This window comes from Bacillus toyonensis BCT-7112, from assembly GCF_000496285.1.
Lineage (GTDB): Bacteria > Bacillota > Bacilli > Bacillales > Bacillaceae_G > Bacillus_A > Bacillus_A toyonensis.
Window position 1 is genome coordinate 509,840 of the sequence record NC_022781.1, and the last position, 20,363, is coordinate 530,202.

19 protein-coding genes, 1 pseudogene and 2 riboswitches are annotated in these 20,363 nt (G+C 35.9%); of the genes and pseudogenes, 5 read left to right on the forward strand and 15 right to left on the reverse strand.

The annotated features are described in order from the left end of the window. Nucleotides 1-4 precede the first annotated feature (4 nt). Complete coding sequence (locus tag BTOYO_RS02605) at nt 5-1,291, reverse strand: NAD(P)/FAD-dependent oxidoreductase (RefSeq protein ID WP_000413843.1); 1,287 nt, start codon at nt 1,289-1,291, stop codon at nt 5-7. 188 nt (nt 1,292-1,479) lie between these two features. On the opposite strand from BTOYO_RS02605, the gene BTOYO_RS02610 reads away from it, so the two are divergent. Beyond that, nucleotides 1,480-2,712, forward strand: a complete 1,233-nt coding sequence (locus BTOYO_RS02610; protein WP_000689567.1) for a MerR family transcriptional regulator — start codon at nt 1,480-1,482, stop codon at nt 2,710-2,712. A gap of 218 nt (nt 2,713-2,930) precedes the next feature. Here the strand turns inward: BTOYO_RS02610 and BTOYO_RS02615 are convergent, their stop codons facing one another. The 4 genes from BTOYO_RS02615 to phaZ all read right to left on the reverse strand — a co-directional run bounded on the left by BTOYO_RS02615 (nt 2,931) and on the right by phaZ (nt 5,615). Continuing rightward, the gene (locus tag BTOYO_RS02615; protein ID WP_000166300.1) at nt 2,931-3,131 is read right to left on the reverse strand and encodes an NETI motif-containing protein; all 201 of its coding nucleotides are present in this window, start codon (nt 3,129-3,131) and stop codon (nt 2,931-2,933) included. Further along, entirely contained in the window at nt 3,115-4,311 is a 1,197-nt protein-coding gene (locus BTOYO_RS02620; protein ID WP_000062775.1) for an MFS transporter, read from the reverse strand. Before BTOYO_RS02620 ends, BTOYO_RS02615 begins: the two co-directional genes overlap by 17 nt. A gap of 112 nt (nt 4,312-4,423) precedes the next feature. Beyond that, nucleotides 4,424-4,651: a hypothetical protein gene (locus BTOYO_RS02625; protein WP_000554163.1), complete on the reverse strand. Its 228-nt coding sequence runs from the start codon at nt 4,649-4,651 to the stop codon at nt 4,424-4,426. A gap of 61 nt (nt 4,652-4,712) precedes the next feature. Beyond that, on the reverse strand, nt 4,713-5,615 hold the full coding sequence (gene phaZ, locus BTOYO_RS02630) for an intracellular short-chain-length polyhydroxyalkanoate depolymerase (protein ID WP_000594891.1): 903 nt from the start codon (nt 5,613-5,615) through the stop codon (nt 4,713-4,715). A gap of 189 nt (nt 5,616-5,804) precedes the next feature. On the opposite strand from phaZ, the gene BTOYO_RS02635 reads away from it, so the two are divergent. From BTOYO_RS02635 to BTOYO_RS02645, 3 genes are all read left to right on the forward strand, one after another. Beyond that, a complete protein-coding gene (locus BTOYO_RS02635; RefSeq protein WP_000343671.1) occupies nt 5,805-6,221 on the forward strand; it encodes a MarR family winged helix-turn-helix transcriptional regulator in 417 nt (138 codons plus the stop codon). Between the two features lie 15 nt (nt 6,222-6,236). Next, nucleotides 6,237-7,442 (forward strand): MFS transporter, encoded by a 1,206-nt coding sequence (locus BTOYO_RS02640; protein WP_023440987.1) that lies wholly within the window; start codon nt 6,237-6,239, stop codon nt 7,440-7,442. A gap of 73 nt (nt 7,443-7,515) precedes the next feature. Beyond that, a riboswitch (SAM riboswitch) is annotated at nt 7,516-7,614 on the reverse strand. Between the two features lie 122 nt (nt 7,615-7,736). Then, a complete protein-coding gene (locus BTOYO_RS02645) occupies nt 7,737-7,928 on the forward strand; it encodes a hypothetical protein (protein WP_000545000.1) in 192 nt (63 codons plus the stop codon). Between the two features lie 33 nt (nt 7,929-7,961). On the opposite strand, the gene BTOYO_RS02650 is transcribed toward BTOYO_RS02645, so the two are convergent. The 7 genes from BTOYO_RS02650 to rraA form a co-directional block, all read right to left on the reverse strand. Further along, nucleotides 7,962-8,684 (reverse strand): YwiC-like family protein, encoded by a 723-nt coding sequence (locus tag BTOYO_RS02650; RefSeq protein ID WP_000779960.1) that lies wholly within the window; start codon nt 8,682-8,684, stop codon nt 7,962-7,964. A gap of 184 nt (nt 8,685-8,868) precedes the next feature. After that, a complete protein-coding gene (locus tag BTOYO_RS02655) occupies nt 8,869-9,570 on the reverse strand; it encodes an ECF transporter S component (protein WP_002093568.1) in 702 nt (233 codons plus the stop codon). Then, nucleotides 9,543-11,204 (reverse strand): ABC transporter ATP-binding protein, encoded by a 1,662-nt coding sequence (locus BTOYO_RS02660; protein ID WP_002093567.1) that lies wholly within the window; start codon nt 11,202-11,204, stop codon nt 9,543-9,545. The genes BTOYO_RS02655 and BTOYO_RS02660 overlap by 28 nt, the downstream gene beginning before the upstream one ends. Next, nucleotides 11,177-12,055 carry an energy-coupling factor transporter transmembrane component T gene (locus BTOYO_RS02665; RefSeq protein ID WP_002093566.1) on the reverse strand — a complete coding sequence of 293 codons (879 nt, stop codon included), beginning with the start codon at nt 12,053-12,055 and terminating at the stop codon, nt 11,177-11,179. The genes BTOYO_RS02660 and BTOYO_RS02665 overlap by 28 nt, the downstream gene beginning before the upstream one ends. 22 nt (nt 12,056-12,077) lie before the next feature. Next, nucleotides 12,078-12,884 (reverse strand): DUF4430 domain-containing protein, encoded by an 807-nt coding sequence (locus BTOYO_RS02670; RefSeq protein ID WP_000041445.1) that lies wholly within the window; start codon nt 12,882-12,884, stop codon nt 12,078-12,080. Nucleotides 12,885-12,940: 56 nt separating this feature from the next. Beyond that, entirely contained in the window at nt 12,941-14,713 is a 1,773-nt protein-coding gene (locus BTOYO_RS02675) for a DUF4430 domain-containing protein (RefSeq protein WP_001241040.1), read from the reverse strand. A gap of 338 nt (nt 14,714-15,051) precedes the next feature. Further along, nucleotides 15,052-15,531: a ribonuclease E activity regulator RraA gene (gene rraA / locus BTOYO_RS02680; protein WP_000266041.1), complete on the reverse strand. Its 480-nt coding sequence runs from the start codon at nt 15,529-15,531 to the stop codon at nt 15,052-15,054. A gap of 199 nt (nt 15,532-15,730) precedes the next feature. Here rraA and BTOYO_RS02685 point away from each other — a divergent pair. Then, a pseudogene (locus BTOYO_RS02685) lies at nt 15,731-17,161 on the forward strand (YfcC family protein). A 153-nt stretch (nt 17,162-17,314) separates the two neighbouring features. Here BTOYO_RS02685 and BTOYO_RS02690 read toward each other — a convergent pair. The 3 genes from BTOYO_RS02690 to BTOYO_RS02700 all read right to left on the reverse strand — a co-directional run bounded on the left by BTOYO_RS02690 (nt 17,315) and on the right by BTOYO_RS02700 (nt 20,069). Then, on the reverse strand, nt 17,315-18,142 hold the full coding sequence (locus tag BTOYO_RS02690; protein WP_002039134.1) for an endonuclease I family protein: 828 nt from the start codon (nt 18,140-18,142) through the stop codon (nt 17,315-17,317). Between the two features lie 476 nt (nt 18,143-18,618). Continuing rightward, entirely contained in the window at nt 18,619-18,975 is a 357-nt protein-coding gene (locus tag BTOYO_RS02695) for a hypothetical protein (RefSeq protein WP_000896124.1), read from the reverse strand. A 215-nt stretch (nt 18,976-19,190) separates the two neighbouring features. Continuing rightward, on the reverse strand, nt 19,191-20,069 hold the full coding sequence (locus tag BTOYO_RS02700; protein ID WP_000742445.1) for a 5'-methylthioadenosine/S-adenosylhomocysteine nucleosidase: 879 nt from the start codon (nt 20,067-20,069) through the stop codon (nt 19,191-19,193). A gap of 176 nt (nt 20,070-20,245) precedes the next feature. Further along, nucleotides 20,246-20,349, reverse strand: a riboswitch (purine riboswitch). Between the last annotated feature and the right edge of the window lie 14 nt (nt 20,350-20,363).

Sequence of the window (20,363 nt, forward strand, 5' to 3'; positions counted from 1 at the left end):
TCCTTTACGCAATAATATCTACCAGCTTGAAACCAATATGTGCTATATTGACCAGCATCGTTTTCTGATTATAGAATGGGAATGTTTTGAGACGTTCCTTTTCAAATCGATATCCACCTGCATTCCCCGTAACGATCCATTGTGCCAATAGCTTACCAAACAATGTTGAGAGAGACGCGCCGTGGCCTGTATAACCAGTTGCAAAATATGCACCTTCTTTAGATTTACCGATAACCGGGAACGTATCAATTGTCACACCGATAAATCCACCCCACCTGTAATCTATCTTGCTTCCTTCTAGTTTTGGCATTATTTTAACCATAGCATCGTACACACTTTGATAAACGGCATCACCTAAGTTCGGACGAATATCACCACCGCCAAATACGATTCGATTATCTGGTGTACGCCTGAAATAGTAAAGGAAACTACTCGTATCAAAAACCATGCGATCTTTAGGAATGACGCTATTCAAAAGTGTTTCTGAAAGCTGTTCAGTAGCAATAATGCGTGCCGAAATTGGCAGTACGCCTTTATTCAATTCAGCCATGATTTTTCCAGAGTAACCATCTGTAGCAACAATAATGTCTTTCGCTGTAACAGTACCTTTTTCTGTAACAACTTTCACACTATTTCGGCCGTACTCAATAGATAATGCTTTCGAATGCTCAAAGATTTTTGCACCAATTGATTTCGCTGCTTCTCCCAAACCAATTGCATAGTTCAGTGGTTGGAATGAGTAACTCGAGTTGTCGACTAAGCAACCATAATATTGCGGGGAATCAATTTCTTGATGCAACTGACTTCGATTAAGCACGCTACATTCATATCCAAAATGTTTGTTTAAGTACTCACTTTCATGTTTCAATCCTTCAAAATGTTTGGCTTTGTAAGCTGCCACAATGTGACCTGTCTTTCTAAAATTACAGTTGATTTGATGCTCGTCGATAATGTTTTTAACTAATTCAACACTAAGCAGAGAAAGATCGTTAAGCTGTCTCGCCTCTTCGGCACCATACTTTTTAGCAAGCTCCTGCATCGTTGACTTATAGCCCGGCAATACCATCCCGCCGTTGCGACCGCTTGCGCCATATCCGATTGTTTCCTGCTCAAGGACAATGACACTCTTTCCTAATTTTTGCAAATGATATGCAGAAGAAAGACCTGTGAAACCTGCGCCAATAATGACAACATCCGCCTCTTCATTTCCTTCAAGAGGTTTTCCTTTATCATAGCTGTTTGCAGTCGCTGTCCACAGAGAGAGCGTATCCATTCGATCCATCTTTTCCATAGCTAATCCTTCTCCTTTCGTGACATGTATGTTACAATACAGTCAAAAATATTCGCAATATTCACTCTTATTGAATTAATAATATGATTTGGAGTTTCCTCCAAGTCAATAGTCATTTAAGAGTTTTTTGAATTCATTTTACGAAAAAAGTGGAGTAACTCCACTTTTTTCATCGGAGGGACACATCTATGAAAATTGGTGCATTTGCAAAACTTTTTCATGTTACGACTGATACCGTTCGTTATTACATTGAACTTGGATTATTAATACCAGACAAAAAAAACACCCAGTATCAAATGAACCAATTGTGTTTCGACGACATGGCTTTTATTACCGAGTTGAAAAAATTTCATTTTTCATTGTTAGAAATCCAACGAATTTTATCGTATCGGCGTGTTACAAGCTTCTCGGACCATGAGGATATCGACTACTACAACAACTTGCTCACTGATAAAAAGAACGAACTGATTCAAAAAAAAGAAGACATATCAAAAGCTATCCAATTGATTGAAAAAGCGGTTCAAACCAGTTCGCCTTCATCCAAAGAAGAGAATATTACAGGAATCCCGCTTGACTTTGTAAATCTGCTCTATTGTCCGAAATGCCAAATTCCCCTTGAAATGAAAGATGTAACGATTAAAAAAGTTTACATTCACACGGGAAGTTTAACTTGTACCTGTGGATACGAAGCAGCTATCGAGGAAGGTATTATCATTACCGCGAACTTGTATGAGACGTCTCCTTATCCATCTTATTTTTACGATAAAGAAACGATTAAAGAGATTAATCCCAAAATGATTAACTTATTTGAAAAAATTAATTTTCAATTTCAAAAAGTTCTACAAAATATAGATTTGAAAAACAAATTAATTGTGGAAACAAACGTTGACGCTTTCGTGTCACTACCTAAATATATCGATGTTCTTGAAACGAGCGCATCCTTTGTATTCAGTGGCTATTCACTTGAGATGCTCAAGAAGGTTCGAAACAGAATTGAGCGTATGAATCCGAAGCCACGCGTCCTTTATATTTTGAATTCCGATTTAAATTTGCCATTGAAACCGCTTAGCATCGATGTTTTTGTCGATAGTTTTTCAGTAACTGATTTTTCATTGCTCAATCCGCAATTCCCCATTCACGTTCTAAAAAACTATTTACATAACAGTTCAACAATTGTCGGCGGATACTCGTATTATGATAGCTCGGCCAAATCCTTGAAAAACATTTCAGGCTTATATCCAAATTCCAACGAGCATATTTTGTATCCCAAATACTTAGAAAAAAATTTATCAGTCAATGGATTTCAAATTACGCAAAGTGAAAATATCGGTTACTGTACAGATCCAGGACCTTATTTCGATTATCATGTAATAGACGAAAAATTCCACATGCTCATGTATTTAGCTAATACGAACAAATAGCATACACCGAAAAGCATGCTAGTTCACAAATGAGTAGCACCTTTGTAGCTAAAATGGTAGTGCGGGTATCAGCACCCGCGCTACCGTTTTCGATTTGCCAATTTCATTCTATCCCCCTCCTAAAATCCCTTTTCCTCCATTGACCAGTCGTAAAAAAAAGCCATCCAACTCGAACGAATTGGATGGCCTTATACTATAAAGAAAATGTTCTATTTGTATTACTTCAATTTTCCCTCAAAAACAATTTTTCTACCACACGGTTCAACTACCGTTTTTCCGTCTTTCTTCACTTCATGAAAAATTGGCTCTTCCATACGACGAGACGGGGCGTATCCTTCTTGTTCCATGCGAGCTAAGCAGTCTGTAATTGCTTCGTTTTCGAGTACTTCAAATTTCTTTTTATTAGGTTGTTTTGTCATGCCCTAACCTACTTTCTATTTTTCTTGATGCGAATTGATTCTTCATGTAGATCATATATACCATTGCGAGAATCCCTATTATAAGCATAACCGCAATAAAAAAGCTTGTATACTGTATTTTTTCTATAAACACGCCTCCTAATACAGGCCCCATAATACTTCCTAAACTAAAGGCGATTCCAGATAATATATTACCTGCTGGTAGTAAGTGTCTCGGTAATAAATCTGTCATAAATCCAAGTCCTAAAGAGAAGCAAGATCCAATGACCATACCAGCTAACAGCATGCAGGCAAAGACTATCCAGTAATATTGATCAAATACGGCCGCAAGTAGAAAAATGCTCGTACCTATGCTGAACGTCCACGTTAATATACGGTCCCTTCCGTATTTATCACTTAATATACCGAGAGGAATTTGTGTAATAATGCCCCCAACTGCAAACGCTGGCAATAAGAAGGAAACTTCCGATACAGACCAACCTTTACGAAGTGCGTATACTGGTAAGTTACTATTTAACATTGCTTCAAGCACACCGTATGCAAGTGGTCCCAGTAATGCAATCCACCCTAATCCAACAACTTGTTTATAACGAGAAAATGATGATTCACTCTTCACTTCTCTTTCATCTTGTGCTGGGAATGCATTTTTCGTTGGGAGTAGTAAAAGCCAACCTATTAAACAAAGTATAGTAGATATGATAAATGGTGTTGCAAGACCGTACTGAACAGTGCTTGCTAAATACGGACCGACGGCAAAACCAATTCCGAAAAATACACCGTATATCGATACTTGTCTACCTATTTTACTCGGATCCGATGTTGTCGTAATCCATGTTTGCGTTCCAACATGAAGCATATGATCTCCGACTCCAACTAGAAATCTAAGGATAAACCATACCCAAAACGAAAATGTTTGTGTAAAAAAGAATAATGAAATAATGACAAAAAACCCACCAATGACGATAATTGGCTTCATTCCAAACTTTTGCATCGGTTTTTCAAGAAACGGTGAAATAACTAATATCCCAATGTATAATGCCGTCGCATGAATACCATTAATACTTGAACTAATCCCTTCTTGTTCAAAAATCATTGCAATGGCAGGTAAGAGCATCCCCTGTGATAAACCTGAGATTGCCACAATCCCAACCATAATCCAAAAAGTAAAACGCATCGACATCCTGTTCCCTCTCCTTCTCACGCTTTCCACTTTTCATTATAAACGGTTTCTTCAAATGCGTGTACGAATATTAACAATAAAAAGAAGCTAAAAGAATGAGCCTTTTAGCTTCTTATCCTTCCCAAACTTGTGCTTTCACATTGTAATGAAAATGTTTAAAATATGGATTTTCATAAAATGAAGGGCCATATAAGTACGGATGTGAATGAGCGATTGGTGGCTGCTGTATTTGTAAAGGAACTACAGCTGGTGAAACTTGCAAATACATCGGGCTTATCATTATTTTTGCATATAAGTGATGATTATATGGCGAATGCGCAATTAAAAACGGTTGATGCACTAGTAATCTCCCCTTTTACCTACAAATGTTATAGTATATGCAATACTTTTGCTTTCGGGGACTATTTCTGTTCTAACCAATTCTCTACATGATTTATAAATACATCTAAACAATCAATAAACGGTGAGTGCCCGCAATCTTCTAACACCTGCAACTTTGCATTTGGCAAATGTTTTGCTAATTCCTCACCGACTACTTGCGGTACGACGTAATCCCTGTCACCTTGTATGACGAGTGTAGGAGTTTTAATACGATGAATTTGTTTATTTCCCTCTACCACACCATTATGTTCATCCGAAATATTAAATGTGATGAGCGCATAATTCACATCTACGAAATTACGCTGCGTTAACATATCATCTAAATACTTCTCATAACGATCCGGTTCCGGTTGATTGTGTGTATATATTAATAGATTCCACACTGTACGATAATATAATTTATTCATATTTTTTATCGCATCTAGTACTGGAGCGATTTGTACGGGATCTTGCGCGATTTCTTCTTTCGTCTTTACTAAACTTGATACGATCGGTTCCCCGTTAATATCTTTTTTAAAGATTGGATAGCCTTTCATCCCTACTGATTCTACTAAAATTAACTTTTCTACAAAAGTTGGGTGACTCGCTGTAAATTGCATCGCAACACCACCGCCCATTGACCATCCCATTAACGAAAACTTCTCTAGCTTTAATTGATCGATAAATAATTTTACATCTTCTGCGAAGTCTTGTAATGAATCTATCGACTTATTATACGTCGATTGTCCAAATCCTCTTAAATCAAGAGCGTAAATATGGTATTGATTTTGCAGCTTTTCGATAACTAAATCAAAGTGTTGTGACGATGTCATGTTCCCGTGAATGAGTACGAGAGTTTCTGTATTTCGCCTTCCAACTTCCTGATACGCAATCGTTTCTCCATTCGATAGTGAAACAAACTCCATTGTTGCAGGCTTAATCATCACAAGTTCCCCCATTCTTTTTAATAGAAAGAAAATTCTTTATATAATTAAAGAATAACACACAGAATATATGTTCTCAACATAAAACCTATGCGAAATTTTTACATAAAACAACATGCCTATTACTAGACAACTATAATAAAAAAAGATATAGTTAGCTAGGTAACTAATTTGAAAGGATCAAAATATATGGACGAAAAACAACATTTTTTTCACATCGTCAGCCAGACTTCTCGAAAGTTTACGAAGAAATTTAATGAACGCGTATCTCCAACTGGGTTATTTAGTGCGCAGTGGGCTGTTATTTTTCGTATTAATCAAACCGGTTCTTGTACACAAACAGAATTATGCCAATATTTAAATGTTGAATCACCAACGATGACTCGTACGTTAACACGTATAGAAACGATGGGCTGGATTATTCGTACAGAAGGAAAAGATCGCCGTGAGAAGCTTATTTCTTTATCCGAAACAGCTATAAAAATGATTCCAGTATGGCAAGAAGAAGTGGATACTTTCGAAGAAAAGACGCTAGATGGTATTAACGAAGATGACTTACATCAAGCATTTCAAGTGTTACAACAAATTATTAAAAACTTAGATTAAATTGGAGGGATGACGATGCAAAGTGAAAAACTTTGGACGAAGGATTTCCTCGGAACTTGTTTTAGTAGTCTATTTCTCTTTTTAACATTCTATATGCTTATGACTACTTTACCTGTCTATGTAATAGACGGCCTAAAAGGAAAACCTGAGGAAATTGGTTTAGTTGCAACTGTTTTTCTTATTTCTTCTGTTTTATGTAGACCATTTACAGGAAAATGGCTCGATGACTTAGGAAGAAAGAAAATATTATTTATTTCACTTTCATTATTTTTAGCCGCTACTGTTATGTATTTCGGTGCGCAAAGTTTATTTTTATTACTTGCCCTTCGCTTCTTACATGGTATTGGCTTTGGGATGGCGACGACAGCAACTGGTACGATTGTAACTGATGTTGCGCCAGCTCATAGACGAGGCGAAGCACTTGCTTATTTCGGCGTATTTATGAGTCTGCCGATGGTAATTGGTCCTTTTTTAGGTTTAACAATTATTTCTCATTTTTCGTTTACTGTACTATTTATCGTTTGTTCCGTATTTTCATTACTTGCATTTTTATTAGGATTACTTGTAAATATTCCACATGAAGCACCAGTGAAAAAACAAAAACGAGAAAAAATGAAGTGGAAAGATTTAATTGAACCATCTTCTATTCCAATCGCTCTGACAGGATTTGTTTTAGCCTTTTCTTATAGTGGTATTTTATCCTTTATTCCTATATATGCGAAAGAGCTCGGTTTAGCCGATATTGCAAGTTATTTCTTCATTGTATACGCACTTGTTGTTGTAATTTCTCGTCCATTTACAGGAAAGATTTTTGACCGCTACGGCGAAAACGTACTTGTTTATCCAGCTATTATTATTTTCACAATTGGGATGTTCGCATTAAGTCAAGCGCAAACTCCATTTTGGTTCCTAAGCGCAGGTGTATTAATCGGTTTAGGTTATGGAACATTAATTCCAAGTTTCCAAACGATTGCAATTTCTGCGGCGCCAAATCATCGACGTGGTTCTGCGACAGCTACGTACTTCTCATTCTTTGATAGTGGTATTGGCTTTGGTTCTTTCATTTTAGGTATCGTCGCAGCGAAATCAAGTTATCATAATATGTATTTTATCGCAGCTATTATCGTTGCGTTCACTTTACTTCTATTATTCATAAACTGTACTACGCAGTTTTACGTATTTTTCGAGTGTCACAGTAATCCGCAACCCCTTTCTTCTTAATATAAATTTTCGTAATCGGTTTTTTTGCAACAAAAAAACCTCTCCGATAAGAAGAAGTTACGTATATATCTTCGTCTTATCTCCCAGAACAAATATGTTCTGCTGGAATTAGCACCTGCATCGCGGTTGCTGGGTTTCATCGGGCGAGTCCCTCCACCTCTCTGGATAAGAAAATATTCACTTAAATCTTACTATACGTAATTTCATTTCAATTGTCAAACAAATACAACAAATTATATTTTCTTTCTTCCTGTTCATACTATACATATATGAATATGCAAGGAGGATTATGAAATGCACGAAAATGCTCGCGGATATGTACAAGATTCTTTTCAATCATTACAAGAAGCAAAACATTGTTTAGAAGAAGCATTACAGACTGTCGAAAAAGATTTTAATCGTGCTCGTATTGAGCAATCTCTTTATGCGATCGAACAAGCTATTCAACGCTGCGATTACACGGTTCACATTTTAGAACAAGATTGAAAAAAACTTCCCATCATAAGGTGGGAAGTTTTTTCAAATGGCATACTTCATAATTATTGCCGTTATGATTAAAAAATATACAGAATTAACAATTTCTAAAATCCCTACTTTTATGATAGAAATTTTTTTGCCATACAACATAATTGCCCGAATGACACTTGGTATAAAAATAAGAGAGCACCATGGATTGGTAACAAATATAATTATCGTTAATACGATATGATAACCCCATGATATAATACGATACTTCGGATTATTTTTTTCACGAATCATTGTCTTCACATAAAACGTACTTCCTAAAAAATATAAAAATGAAATAATCGCAATAAATAAAGCTGTTTTATCTATGAGTTTCATTGAAAAATAATAACTAACTAAACCACCTATACAGAAAACGATAATTGCGCAAATGTCATTTAGCAGTGCTCTTTCATTCTTTTGACGAGCGTAATACATATTTACTATAAATAATGGAATCATTGCTGCTACGAATAAAAGAACTCGCCATTCATATAATAGAGAAATCATCCCAAATACGAACGCAATAATAAAATATACAATTGCTGCATGTAAAAACTCTTTTTTTCGTTTTTGTTTTATGTACATGAGAAATGGATACGTAGCTAAATAGATAAAGAACCAAGCTAAAAACAATGGAATATGATAAAAAGTAGGTTTCCCAAGTATGACACTTAATAGAAATGGGATAACAAGCATGGCCCATGCACCATGTTGCTTCGGAATAACTAACTTCATTAACTATACACCTCCCTCTTGAAAGAAGTTCTCACCTACTATTATACAAATAATTTTATATAATAACGGATGTATATTGGATCTATTTTTTGACAATAAAAAATGCTTCTTACAATATGTAAGAAGCATGAAAGAGGCAAACGAATATGTAAGTCGCGACCCTACCTTATATAAGTATGCTTTTCTATGTCATGTTATGCTCATCTAATATACCGTATTTCTTTTTAAACCTTGTGAGAATCGTAATCCACGAAGTACTAAATAGTAGTAGGAAAATAACATTTGAAATCGCATGACTTAAGTCAAAGTAAAAACTCGCGACATAGTACGCAATGACGGTTTCCCACGTTGCTTCTCGTATAAAACCGAGAAGTCCCCAGAAGTTCATAATCCAACCAAATAAAAATCCAACAATTAATCCGTATAGGAGTCTTCCCCATAGCTTTTTCATGAAAAATGTATTACGTAATAGTCCAGCTATAAAACCAATCATACCCCACGAAAACATTTGCCACGGTGTCCACGGACCTTGTCCTAAAAAAATGTTCGATACGATAGCGGCTGTTGCCCCGATCATAAAACCAGTTTCACTCCCAAACACGATTGCAGAAACGATAATGACAAAGGAAGTTGGTTGTACACTTGGTAAAATAGAAAATGGTACGCGGCTAACCGCAGCAATTGCTGCTAACACGGCAACGAGAACAATTTCACGTGAAACAAACGCCTTCCTTTCAAAACGGATATAGAAAGGTAACATAATAACAGCTAATAAAAACAAACTACTTACCATGTAATAGCCGTCCATGAGGAGTGTAGTAAAGAGTAATGTGCCTATTATAAACGCAAAAATACATATTATGAATGCAATATATCGTTTGGACACGCTTCGTACACATCCTCCCACGTTAATGCATATGGCAATTCTTTTCGAATGAATCGATTAATAGATGTTGTATAAAAGAAGTTACCGCTAAAAAATTCTTTCGGTGCATCATTCATAATGACTGTTCCATCAAATAACATCATGCACTGATCAACATATTTCGCTGCGAACTCAATATCATGCGTTGCCATTACAATGGTTGTACCTTCTTTTTGTAATTTCCTAAATAGCTCCCCTACTCTTTCTTTCTTCCATGGGTCTAACCCTTTTGTCGGTTCATCAAGTAGTAATAGCGTTGGTTTTGATAATAACGTTGTACATAATGCAAGTAGTTGTTGCTCTCCCCCGCTACAATCATGTGGATGGCGCTCTTTAAGCGAATGTAACCAAAACTGTTTCAACATATCTTTTGCTATTTCTTTTCCTTGTTCTCCATATAATTCACGAGCACGTTCATAAACTTCTTGCCACACTGTATCAAATGTAAAATGATAATACGGATGCTGTGATACATACCCGATCCTTTTAAATCGTTCTTTCGAATCAATTTTATGTATCACTTTACCATGCCACTTTACTTTCCCTCTTCTCGCTTTTTGCAATCCTGCTAAAATCGTTAACAGTGTAGACTTCCCAGTACCATTTTTCCCAACGAGCGCTACCCATTTTCCTTTTTCAATCGCAACTGTTAAATCTCGTAAAATAAGCGGACTATTTTTTTCATATTGAAAAGAAATATGTTCTGCACTTAACATTACTTCTTGTTTTTCACGTTGTACCATCTGCTCATTCACATATGATATCGCTGAAAAGTCATTCATTTTCATTTGTGCTTCTCGCACTGTAAACGGAATATCTCTCGCATTCCATTCTAAAAACAACCTTGGAATTTGCGGAATAAATGGACGGAAGTTTTCTACTTTCCACATTTTCGCTATAACTGTTTTAGGACTACCATCATAAACAATTCGGCCGTTATCCATACAAACAACGCGTGTTGCAAGTGGTATCACTTCATCTAAACGATGTTCACTTAAAATAATCGTAATTCCAAGTTCTTCATTAATACGTTTTAACAATCCTAAAAACTCTTTCGCAGCAATTGGATCTAATTGCGCCGTTGGTTCATCTAATAATAATAGTTTCGGCTGCATAACTAATACCGCAGCTAAATTGACAAGTTGTTTTTGCCCACCAGATAACGTATGAACAGATTGATGCAATAAATCTTGAAATCCTAAGAAGCTAATGAGCTCGGCTATTCGTTTTTGAATAATATGTGATGGTAATCCGATATTTTCTAAAGAAAATGCTAATTCTTGAATCACTGTATCCATTACAAGCTGATTTTCTGGGTTTTGAAATACCATCCCAATTTCTTGGGCAGATAATAAGTCAGGTACTTCCTCTAATAATACATCTTCATAAAACATCTCTCCCGAACGCGTGCCAATTGGAAGTAACTCCTTTTTAAAATGTTTTAATAATGTCGTCTTCCCAGATCCGGATCCTCCAGCTAGCGCTATAAACTCTCCTTTTTGAATAGAAAGAGAAATATGCTGTAACGCTTTTTCATTTTCATCAGCATATACAAATGATAAATTGTTTATTTCTGCATGCGCCACCATATCCATTCCCTTCCTTCCATTATGATTGGTAAACTAATAAACAGCGTAAATGCTACAAACATCATTCCATCGTATTGGTGGAATAGAATAAATTCGACTTTCGGATAAATGATCAATTTTCCTCCGCCATACTTACTACATATGATAGCAGTTATAAATAAAATCATTAAATAACTGAGCGTATACCAATCACGTTTTTCCATTCTATACCGAATATACGTCGTACGTTTCGTTACACCAAATCCACGAGCTTGCATAGAATCTGCCGTTTGAAGTGCATCTTCTAACGAGCAAATTAATAATACTTGCAGTAACTGCATGCCATTTTTCACTCGTTCAACAATTGAACCTGAATCTACCTGCACACCTTTTGTCTTTTGGACGAGTGTTATTTTCTGTAATCGTCTAATAAACAAAGGCACAAACCTCACTGTAATCATCGTTAACAATGCAACTTTCGGTGAAATTCTCGAAAACAAATATAAAAATTTATGACTTGAAATAATATCATTATACGAAGCAAACGTAAACATAATCGCAACTAGTAATAACCCCATTACTAGTCCAAACATAATTGCCTCCAGCTTAATACGGCTATCACCTAACCAAAATAACGTAGTTCGACCTCTATGCGTTAATAACGAATTAAATAAAATTACCATAAAAAAGAATACGATTGTGCTCGGTAACATCTTTCTTATCTTTTCGCTATTCCCTTGTATCACATTTAAAATAACGATTAATAAAATTGCTCCAATTAAAAAAAGAGGATGAAGACACATCATACATAGTATCATCACCCCAATATAATAGAAAAAATTCACAAAAGGATGTAAAGAAGAAAAACTTATTTTCATAGTCCTTTACCGAATGCCTTTCTTATTTTAATACATATACCCACTCAATTGTATCTCCTGGTTTTACTGTAACTACACCAGCACTACGGTTCGGAAATGCACCATTCACACGATATTTCCATCCACTAGTATCGGCAATATCTTTTTCATATAAATCATTAATACCTTTTACATAAATACTATCTTTTGATCCACTTGCATCAACATCTAATCCTGTACGCTGCAACACTTTATAAACAGTATCACCTTCTTGTACATCAACCTTTTTCGCACCTAATAAGTACCCTTCATGTCCTTTTACGGAGATAGTAACTTGTTTTGCTTGTGGTTTAGGTACCGGTACTGGATCTGGTTTTGGTGGTACAGGAGTTGGTACGGGCGGAGTCGGTATCGTTTTATTCTCTTTATTCGGATCTACCTTTTGCTCCTGCTTTGGTGTTTCTTTCGGCTGATTGACAACCTTTGCTTCTTCTTTTACTTCCTGTGCTTTCGGTTGCTGTTGTTTCTCTTCTTGTGCTTTTTGTTGTTCTGGTTGTTTAGTAGCAGATTGCTCCTGAGGTTTCTCTTCTTTCTTTACTTCAGGTTGTTCCTGCGGCTTTTCCTCTTTCGGCTGCTCTGCTACTTTTTGTTCTTGTTTCTCTTCTTGTTGTTTCTGTTCCGGCTCAGCTTGTTTCTCTTCCGGTTTCACTTCTTCTTTCGGTTCTTCTTGTTTTGCTACCTCTTCTTGCTTTGGCTCTACTTTCTTCTCAGGCTTTACAGCCGCCTCTTCACATCCGGCAAGTAGCCCGAGTGAAAGCATTAAAGAAATGAACCACTTCATCTTACTCATGTTCTCTCTCACCTTTCATATAAAAATTAGGAGCAAATCATTGCTCCTAATTTTTGTTAAGCTGCTTTACGTCTCCATAATACATATGCAGAAGCAATACATAATACACCCATACCTACTTCTGTAGCTGTACTATGAGAAGATGCTCCTGTTTTCGGTAGCATGTTTTCATTTTTAACTGGTTTATTATCTACAACAACTTTTACATCTTCATCTTTTGTTTCTTGTTGTATTTGTTTTTGTTCTTTCGGTTCTTCAGTAATTTCTTTTTCTATTACCTTATTTTCTGGCTCTTCAATCGGTTTCGGCTTAATTACTTCATCATCGCCTACATTAGACCAGTCATAAATAGACTTTCCGATTTCTTTAAATTGAACTAACGCTAAAAGAGCTTGCTCTGTAGCCATTCCGTTACCATTTTGATCACTTGGTAACCATTTAAATTCACCATTTGGAAGTTGATATGACAGCAGACTTTGCACTGCCTTATGAAGACGATTTTGATCTACATCTTTAACAAGTGATAATCCAATAATTGCTTGCGCAGTACTATTAGAATTCTCTTGTCCATCAGCAGAAAAACCACCATTTTTTAGCTGTTCGTTATATAAATACGCAACAGCTTTTTGTACAGCTGGTTTCACATCTGATCGATCTTGATAAGGTGCTAACGCGGATAAAACCATACCTGTTACATCGACGCTACTAGCACTATCTTTACTACCTGAACTAGTATAAGTCCAGCCACCATCTGTATGTTGCGTGTTTAAAATTGCATCTACTAAAGCAACTCGATTCCACTTTGCTTCGACTGGAATTTCATATTTATTCGTATCAAAGGCAAGTAACGCAAATGTATAACCTGTAACAGAATTTACTTTATCAGATTCATACAATTTTTGAACTAAGTTATGTCCGCCTACCTTTTTAGGGTCTGCACTCATTGCATTCATCATAATAATCGTTCTAGCTAAATCTGTTGCTGAAAAACGATTTATACGCTTTTCCACTTTTTCTGTTACTGCCTTAACATAATTTAATTGCGCCTCAATTGGTACATTCTTTCCAGAACGAGAAAGCCCTAGAGCTACCCAATCACTCTCTATTCCATCTTGTAACATCTTTTCAGACGTTTTAGAAATTGCTTCGTTTACTTGCGCTGCTGGAACTTGAATGTTCTCTTGCTTTGGTTGTTCTGGTGTTTTTGTTCCATCTGGATTTTCCTGTTTTGGATCATCTGTTTTTGGCTCTTCTGGTTTCTCTTGTTTTGGATCATCCGTCTTTGGTTCTTCTGGTTTCTCTTGTTTTGGATCATCCGTCTTTGGTTCTTCTGGTTTTTCTTGTTTTGGATCATCTGTTTTTGGTTCTTCTACCGTTTTACAAGTACCAAATTTATCTAATGTTTGTTGTAATGTTTCTTGACTCATATTGCTCCAGTCTGAAACAAAACGGAAAACAACAACATCTCCAGATTTTAATTTATAACTATCCGCTCCAACTTCTGCAGATTTATCATTTACATCATACAGCCAGCCACTTGTAGCCCCGGCCATTAGCCCATCAATGCCTTTTACATACGTTCCAAACGACATCGTTTCAGCTTCTACTTTGTCCCCCATGACTTTTTGCAGCAAACTTAAAGCTGTTTCCCCATCTTTAATTTGCTCTTCTTTCGGACATAACATAATGCCATTTTGTGATTCACCAACAATTGCAAGTTTTGCTGTATTTCCTTCAGCAAACGTAATATGTACTGTATTCGCAAAAGAAACAAATACAAGTATAACTGCCATTAACGACGTAAGCAGCCATTTTTTCAACATTGCCATCCCAAAATTTCCTCCCTTACTACTATTCACACAAAAAAAGACCCTTCAAGGGCGTGCAATTGACACTCTTTTTTTGTAAGTGTCGAACAAACTGTGCAACACCTCCTACCCGCATCATTCGCCGCTATATTTGTATAGGAAAAATAATTTTGTTCATGAACGTATCATTGTGATAACATTCACTTTTTTAGGCACGACTTACTTCCATTTAAGTTATCGTAAAACGATAAACCTATACATTCTGTTAATTTTAAATTTCTGTATTATTTTACTATTGACAAAGAATTTTGTCCATGCTTTATCGGATTTATTTTCTAAGAATAGTAACTTACTAACCTTTAACGACGCAAACTTTTTTCACTAATAATGACGCCATCTTCATCCACATAAACATAATCATTTGGCTTCCATTCTACTTGTCCAAATTGCAATGAAATATTTCGTTCTCCTTTCCCTTCTTTTACACTTCTATTTGGCATCGTCCCTAACGCTAAAATACCAATATTAATATTCTTTAGTTCACTAGAATCACGAACATATCCATTTACAATAATTCCTGCCAGCTTTCTTTCCTCTGCAATAGCTGCCAAATTATCACCGAGTAACGCACAATTCGTAGACGCTCCACCATCAACAACTAATACCGTTCCTTCCGGTAATGTTTGTAATCCTTCCTTCACTAGTACATTATCATCCTTCACTTTCACCGTTGCAATTTTCCCGTGGAATTGTTCTTTCTTCCCAAAAGATCGAAAAGACTGGCGACATATTTGTAACTCCTTTTCAAACTCATCACATAGATCCGTAGTTTTCCACATCTTTTTCCCTCTTTTCCTTTTACTTTCTATTTAACATATTCTTGGATTATTTTCGTTTCCCTGTCTAATGTTGCAATAATTTGTATGTGCAGGAAAGGACAGAAAAACTATTGCCTTAAGAAGCCACCTTTATTATAATCTATTTCACAGATAAATTTCAGAATATTAAAAATAAACCAAGTGAAAAAGGAGGGATTTTATGCAATTACAAACTGAGGTAAAAAAACAACCTAGTAAACGAAAGTTTAAAATGCCTGACGCGTACGTACTACTATTTTTTATTGCCTTACTTTGTGCAATAGCTACTTATTTCGTTCCTGCTGGAGAATTTAAAAGAGTAACAAACGGGACTGTTACAACGACAATACCAGGAAGTTATCATTCTGTTCCACAATCGCCAGTAGGGTTTGTTTCTTTTTTTACCGCTATTGAAAAAGGAATGACACTTGCTGCTCCTATCATCTTCTTAATTTTATTTACAGGTGGAGCCATTGCCATTCTTGAAAAAACAGGTGCTCTTGACGGTTTAATCTATCATGTGATTAACAAATTTCGGAATCAGCAATTACTTTTCATTTGTATTGTCGCCGCACTCTTTTCTCTTCTCGGAACGACTGGCATTATCGTTAACTCAGTTATCGGCTTTATCCCCATCGGCATCATCGTTGCACGCACATTGAAATGGGACGCTATCGTTGGCGTAGCAATTATTTATTTAGGCACTTATGCTGGTTTTAATGCTACTATATTATCTCCCTCACCTTTAGGCATTTCACAAAAAATCGCAGAACTTCCGATGTTTTCAGGGATTGGGTTACGTACAGCAATCTATATCTCTTTTTTAATTGCTACCATTTTGTATATTAATTGGTATATAAAACGTTAAAAAAAATCGAATAAAGGAAGCATACTCGGCGATAACTGGTTTCCAAGTAATGCTCTTTCAAGAGAGAGAGAAATAGAGAAAACTGAAGTTCCTTGGACAATACGTCACAAATTAATTTTACTCGTCTCAGCTTTATCATTAATTGTATTTTTAATAGGGGCTTTTCGACTACATTGGACAGATGCAGAAATGACCGCTACTTTTATTTTCATCGCAATTACAGCAGGAATAATAGGCGGTATGAAAGCGAACGATATCGCTTCTACTTTTCTAGCAGGCTGCCAAAATCTCATATACGGTGCTTTGATCGTCGGAATGGCTCGCTCTATTTCAGTCATTCTAGAACAAGGCAAATTACTTGATACAATTGTTAATCAACTCGCACAGTCTCTCGAAGGACATAGCCCTGTATTTGGCGTTATCGGTATGTATGTAAGTAGTGCCGCATTACATTTCCTCATTTCATCTGGGACAGGAGAATCTGTTATTTTCATTCCGATATTAGCTCCATTAGCTGATTTCATGCACATTACACGCCAAGTTACAGTACAAGCTGTTATGCTCGGCGAAGGTGTAGTGAACTGCTTAAATCCAACTTCCGGTGTTTTAATGGGCGTTCTCGCAGCTAGCGGCATTTCTTACGGAAAATGGATTCGATTTATGGCTCCACTTGCATTCATTTGGTTTATCATTGGACTTATTTTTCTTATTATTGGAGTGAATATTGAGTGGGGACCGTACTAAAAGGTTTACAATATACTTAACTTAATGATACAAAAACATCTATTCTATTTTCCTCTCCAATCCTATGAAAATTATTGATTCTAGTATAGATGTAAGAAGGGATTGATCATTATGATCAATCCCTTCTTACAAAATATAATACCTTTACAAATCTTAGTTCCAAATTTTATTTACCCATTCCGGATGATCAATAAAAGGATTGCGATTATGTTGATATTTTGTAAAAATTATTTCATTACGCTTTCGCTCTAAATCATCGACCGGATCTTGTTCATTCCATTTTAGTAATACAGAGAGTTTCCCCATGTACGGATCTTTATTGTTATTCACCTTTTCATTTAGTTCCAAATCTATTTCACCGCTATCCCCTTCGTAACGAACAGCCATGTAAAACAGCATTCTAGCGATGTCTCCTTTTACGCTATCACGAGGTTCCCAAGAATCACTATCATATTTACATTCTGTCGCTTCCAAATGATTCACACCACCATTATCAAAATCCAGATTTCCACGTGAACTATTTACAGATACATCCGTCGCTCTTAAATGATGCAGATCTGTTCCAGGTCCTGCAGCCGTTCCAAAATCACCATGAGATTTTGCCCAAACATGCTCTCGGTTCCAGTTATTAACTCCTGAACCATTCGTAAGTTTCCCTTGCGAACGCCCAGTATATAAGAGTATTACATTGTTTTTATTATTTGGATCTTCATCCGTATCTCTTAGCGCTTCCCAAACCGCACTGTATGATAACTTTGTATGATCATCAATAATATTATGAAGTTCCTTCTTTAGTTCCAAACCCGTTTTTCCTATTGCATTATTATAATATGTATCGTCATAGCTTTTTACAGTCATCTCTTGTGGTGATACAGAAGCTACTTCACCATGTATAGTATCTGTGAATGATAGAGATGCAGAACCTAAAATAAAGAATGAAGATAGTGTAACCATAGCAAGCTTTGTATTTCGAAACTTCATATACCCATTTCCCCTTTAAAATATAATTTGAAGTCATTTACTAAAAATGTCCTCCCTAAAACTACGAAAACGTTTAAAACTCCATTCCCCTTCTCTTTTTATTTAATACAAAACCCTATTCAGTCTGTATCATTTCCATACTTTTGGTTTATCTACTTTTCAAACAAATTCACTTTTCACAAGGAATATCCTTCCCTAGTAAAGATTATTAAACTATTCTTTACAATTAAAAAGTAGTTTAATGTTAACTTATAAATTTCAATTTTTTTATGCAATTATGCATATTTAATAAATTTTTCAAAAAAAACCGTGCAATAAAACAGATAGAGTCTAGGACAGCAATCGTACAAATCGAGATGATAGCTCGGCTCTTCCTTTTTCCATAACTGTCTTTATTTTTTGTGTAAAACTCTTCTTTCTCTGAAAAATAAGTACAAAAATAGATTGGATACCATGTAGGCACCAATCTATTTTTATTAAAGAAACTGTGTTAATTCTGCATTGACAACACGTTGTGCAGTAATGATAACACTTTCAGCTGTTATTCCATAAACACTATATAGTCCACCAGGTTGATTAGGAACAATTTGAACTTCATATTCTAATGCTTGTCCAAAAGCAGGATGAACTAAACTTAGAGTTTCAATAGTAGAAGCATTAGAATTCACATTGAAATTCACCTGTTCAATTAATACTATTGAACCGTCAAGTCTAAAAACTCTAGCTACTCCAGTAAGCGGGCCAGCAGTACGGTTAAGGATTTTCACCCTAACTCTATTTGCATTAGCAGGTTGATTTCCCAAGTTTTCAATAGGACCTGTAGTAAAAGCCATTTTACATTCACCTCCATTATATTATTACGATATTCAATGTTATATATTAACGCTATAAACTAATTACTCAATTTTTTCTAAATAAAAAAGCTCATTTCTTATATTTTTCAATAAGAAACAAGCTTTTCTTTTTCAACTATCATTCCTAAGGTAAATCTATCTGTCTCGGAAACTTTTGGAGCTAATTGACATTTATGTTGAGCATACAACTACTTCTATTTATTTGGCATCGAAGCTATATACTTTTTAACTACTTCATATACATATTCTTGATTTGCCGCTGCTGTATTTGGATTGTATTTTCCGCCGTTTGTTTTATTGTTAGATAATACTCTAATTCCTAAAAATGGTACGTCATAAGCTTTTGCGATTTGCGCTGCAGCAGCGCCTTCCATTTCTTCTACAGATGTACCGTATTTTGTATGGAACCACTTAATTCTATCAACTTCATTATTCCAAACGTCTGCTGAACCTATCGTACCCTCAACCACTTTACCTTTTGTATATGTATCTTTCACTGCATTAGCTGCTGCAAGTAAATCCTTATCTCCCTCGTAGTATCGGATTTTCTCAGCATTTGGATCTTCTCCTGCACTTCCTTCAGAAGCCATTAAATCCATAGATATCCATTTTGTTGGCTCAATCCCTTGATTCTCATCCATATTTGTGGTTTTTAATGTACCTATATTTGCAACTTGTTTTCCTAACACAATATCAAATACGTTTAAATTAGGATCATGGCCACCCGATGTTCCTTGGTTAATAATCGCTATAGGCTTATATTTTTCAATAGCCACTGCTGTAGCAGCTGCTGTATTTTCCATTCCTTTACCTGTTTTCGCAACGATTACAGGATAATTGTCGACAGTTCCTTTATAAAATACAAATGTTCCAGATTTTTCTTCTTCCACATTTTTCAACCTTTTCGCAAAACTTTCAGCTTCTATCGGCATTGGCCCTTGAATTAAGATTGGTTTTTGATTGGTTTTTGCCTCAACTTGTTTCGGACTCGCATTACATCCCGCAAGTATCGAGAGTGACAATGCAGCAGTAGTTACTAGGGCAGCACATTTTTTCAACGTATTCTTCTTCATAAATAATCTCCTCTTTCTCTTGTTGTTTTCTATACTCGATACTTTTGGTCCAAACAAAAAAGTTCTAGAAATTGTAGAAGAATCTCTACTTTCTAGAACTACGGTAGTCAAAGTTAATGAAGCAAAAGACGAGGTCAATGCTACATTATAGAACGGTAGCGGCTCCATACACAAACCGACCGAATACTTTAACCCGTAGTCCAGTTCTTTCATTGGGAACTAGGTAGAAACGCTCGGACCATATTACCGAGTATATACGAGTGATGTTATTCAAAATTATTATATGGATAATAT

Excerpts from the sequence above, each read along its gene's own strand:
- BTOYO_RS02675 (WP_001241040.1), bottom strand. The coding sequence starts at position 14,713 with ATGGCAATGTTGAAAAAATGGCTGCTTACGTCGTTAATGGCAGTTATA.
- BTOYO_RS02700 (WP_000742445.1), bottom strand. The coding sequence starts at position 20,069 with ATGAAGAAGAATACGTTGAAAAAATGTGCTGCCCTAGTAACTACTGCT.
- BTOYO_RS02665 (WP_002093566.1), bottom strand. The coding sequence starts at position 12,055 with ATGAAAATAAGTTTTTCTTCTTTACATCCTTTTGTGAATTTTTTCTAT.
- BTOYO_RS02620 (WP_000062775.1), bottom strand. The coding sequence starts at position 4,311 with ATGTCGATGCGTTTTACTTTTTGGATTATGGTTGGGATTGTGGCAATC.
- BTOYO_RS02635 (WP_000343671.1), top strand. The coding sequence starts at position 5,805 with ATGGACGAAAAACAACATTTTTTTCACATCGTCAGCCAGACTTCTCGA.
- BTOYO_RS02650 (WP_000779960.1), bottom strand. The coding sequence starts at position 8,684 with ATGAAGTTAGTTATTCCGAAGCAACATGGTGCATGGGCCATGCTTGTT.
- BTOYO_RS02610 (WP_000689567.1), top strand. The coding sequence starts at position 1,480 with ATGAAAATTGGTGCATTTGCAAAACTTTTTCATGTTACGACTGATACC.
- BTOYO_RS02640 (WP_023440987.1), top strand. The coding sequence starts at position 6,237 with ATGCAAAGTGAAAAACTTTGGACGAAGGATTTCCTCGGAACTTGTTTT.
- BTOYO_RS02670 (WP_000041445.1), bottom strand. The coding sequence starts at position 12,884 with ATGAGTAAGATGAAGTGGTTCATTTCTTTAATGCTTTCACTCGGGCTA.
- BTOYO_RS02695 (WP_000896124.1), bottom strand. The coding sequence starts at position 18,975 with ATGGCTTTTACTACAGGTCCTATTGAAAACTTGGGAAATCAACCTGCT.
- BTOYO_RS02660 (WP_002093567.1), bottom strand. The coding sequence starts at position 11,204 with ATGGATATGGTGGCGCATGCAGAAATAAACAATTTATCATTTGTATAT.
- rraA (WP_000266041.1), bottom strand. The coding sequence starts at position 15,531 with ATGTGGAAAACTACGGATCTATGTGATGAGTTTGAAAAGGAGTTACAA.
- BTOYO_RS02645 (WP_000545000.1), top strand. The coding sequence starts at position 7,737 with ATGCACGAAAATGCTCGCGGATATGTACAAGATTCTTTTCAATCATTA.
- BTOYO_RS02615 (WP_000166300.1), bottom strand. The coding sequence starts at position 3,131 with ATGACAAAACAACCTAATAAAAAGAAATTTGAAGTACTCGAAAACGAA.
- BTOYO_RS02605 (WP_000413843.1), bottom strand. The coding sequence starts at position 1,291 with ATGGAAAAGATGGATCGAATGGATACGCTCTCTCTGTGGACAGCGACT.
- BTOYO_RS02690 (WP_002039134.1), bottom strand. The coding sequence starts at position 18,142 with ATGAAGTTTCGAAATACAAAGCTTGCTATGGTTACACTATCTTCATTC.
- phaZ (WP_000594891.1), bottom strand. The coding sequence starts at position 5,615 with ATGATTAAGCCTGCAACAATGGAGTTTGTTTCACTATCGAATGGAGAA.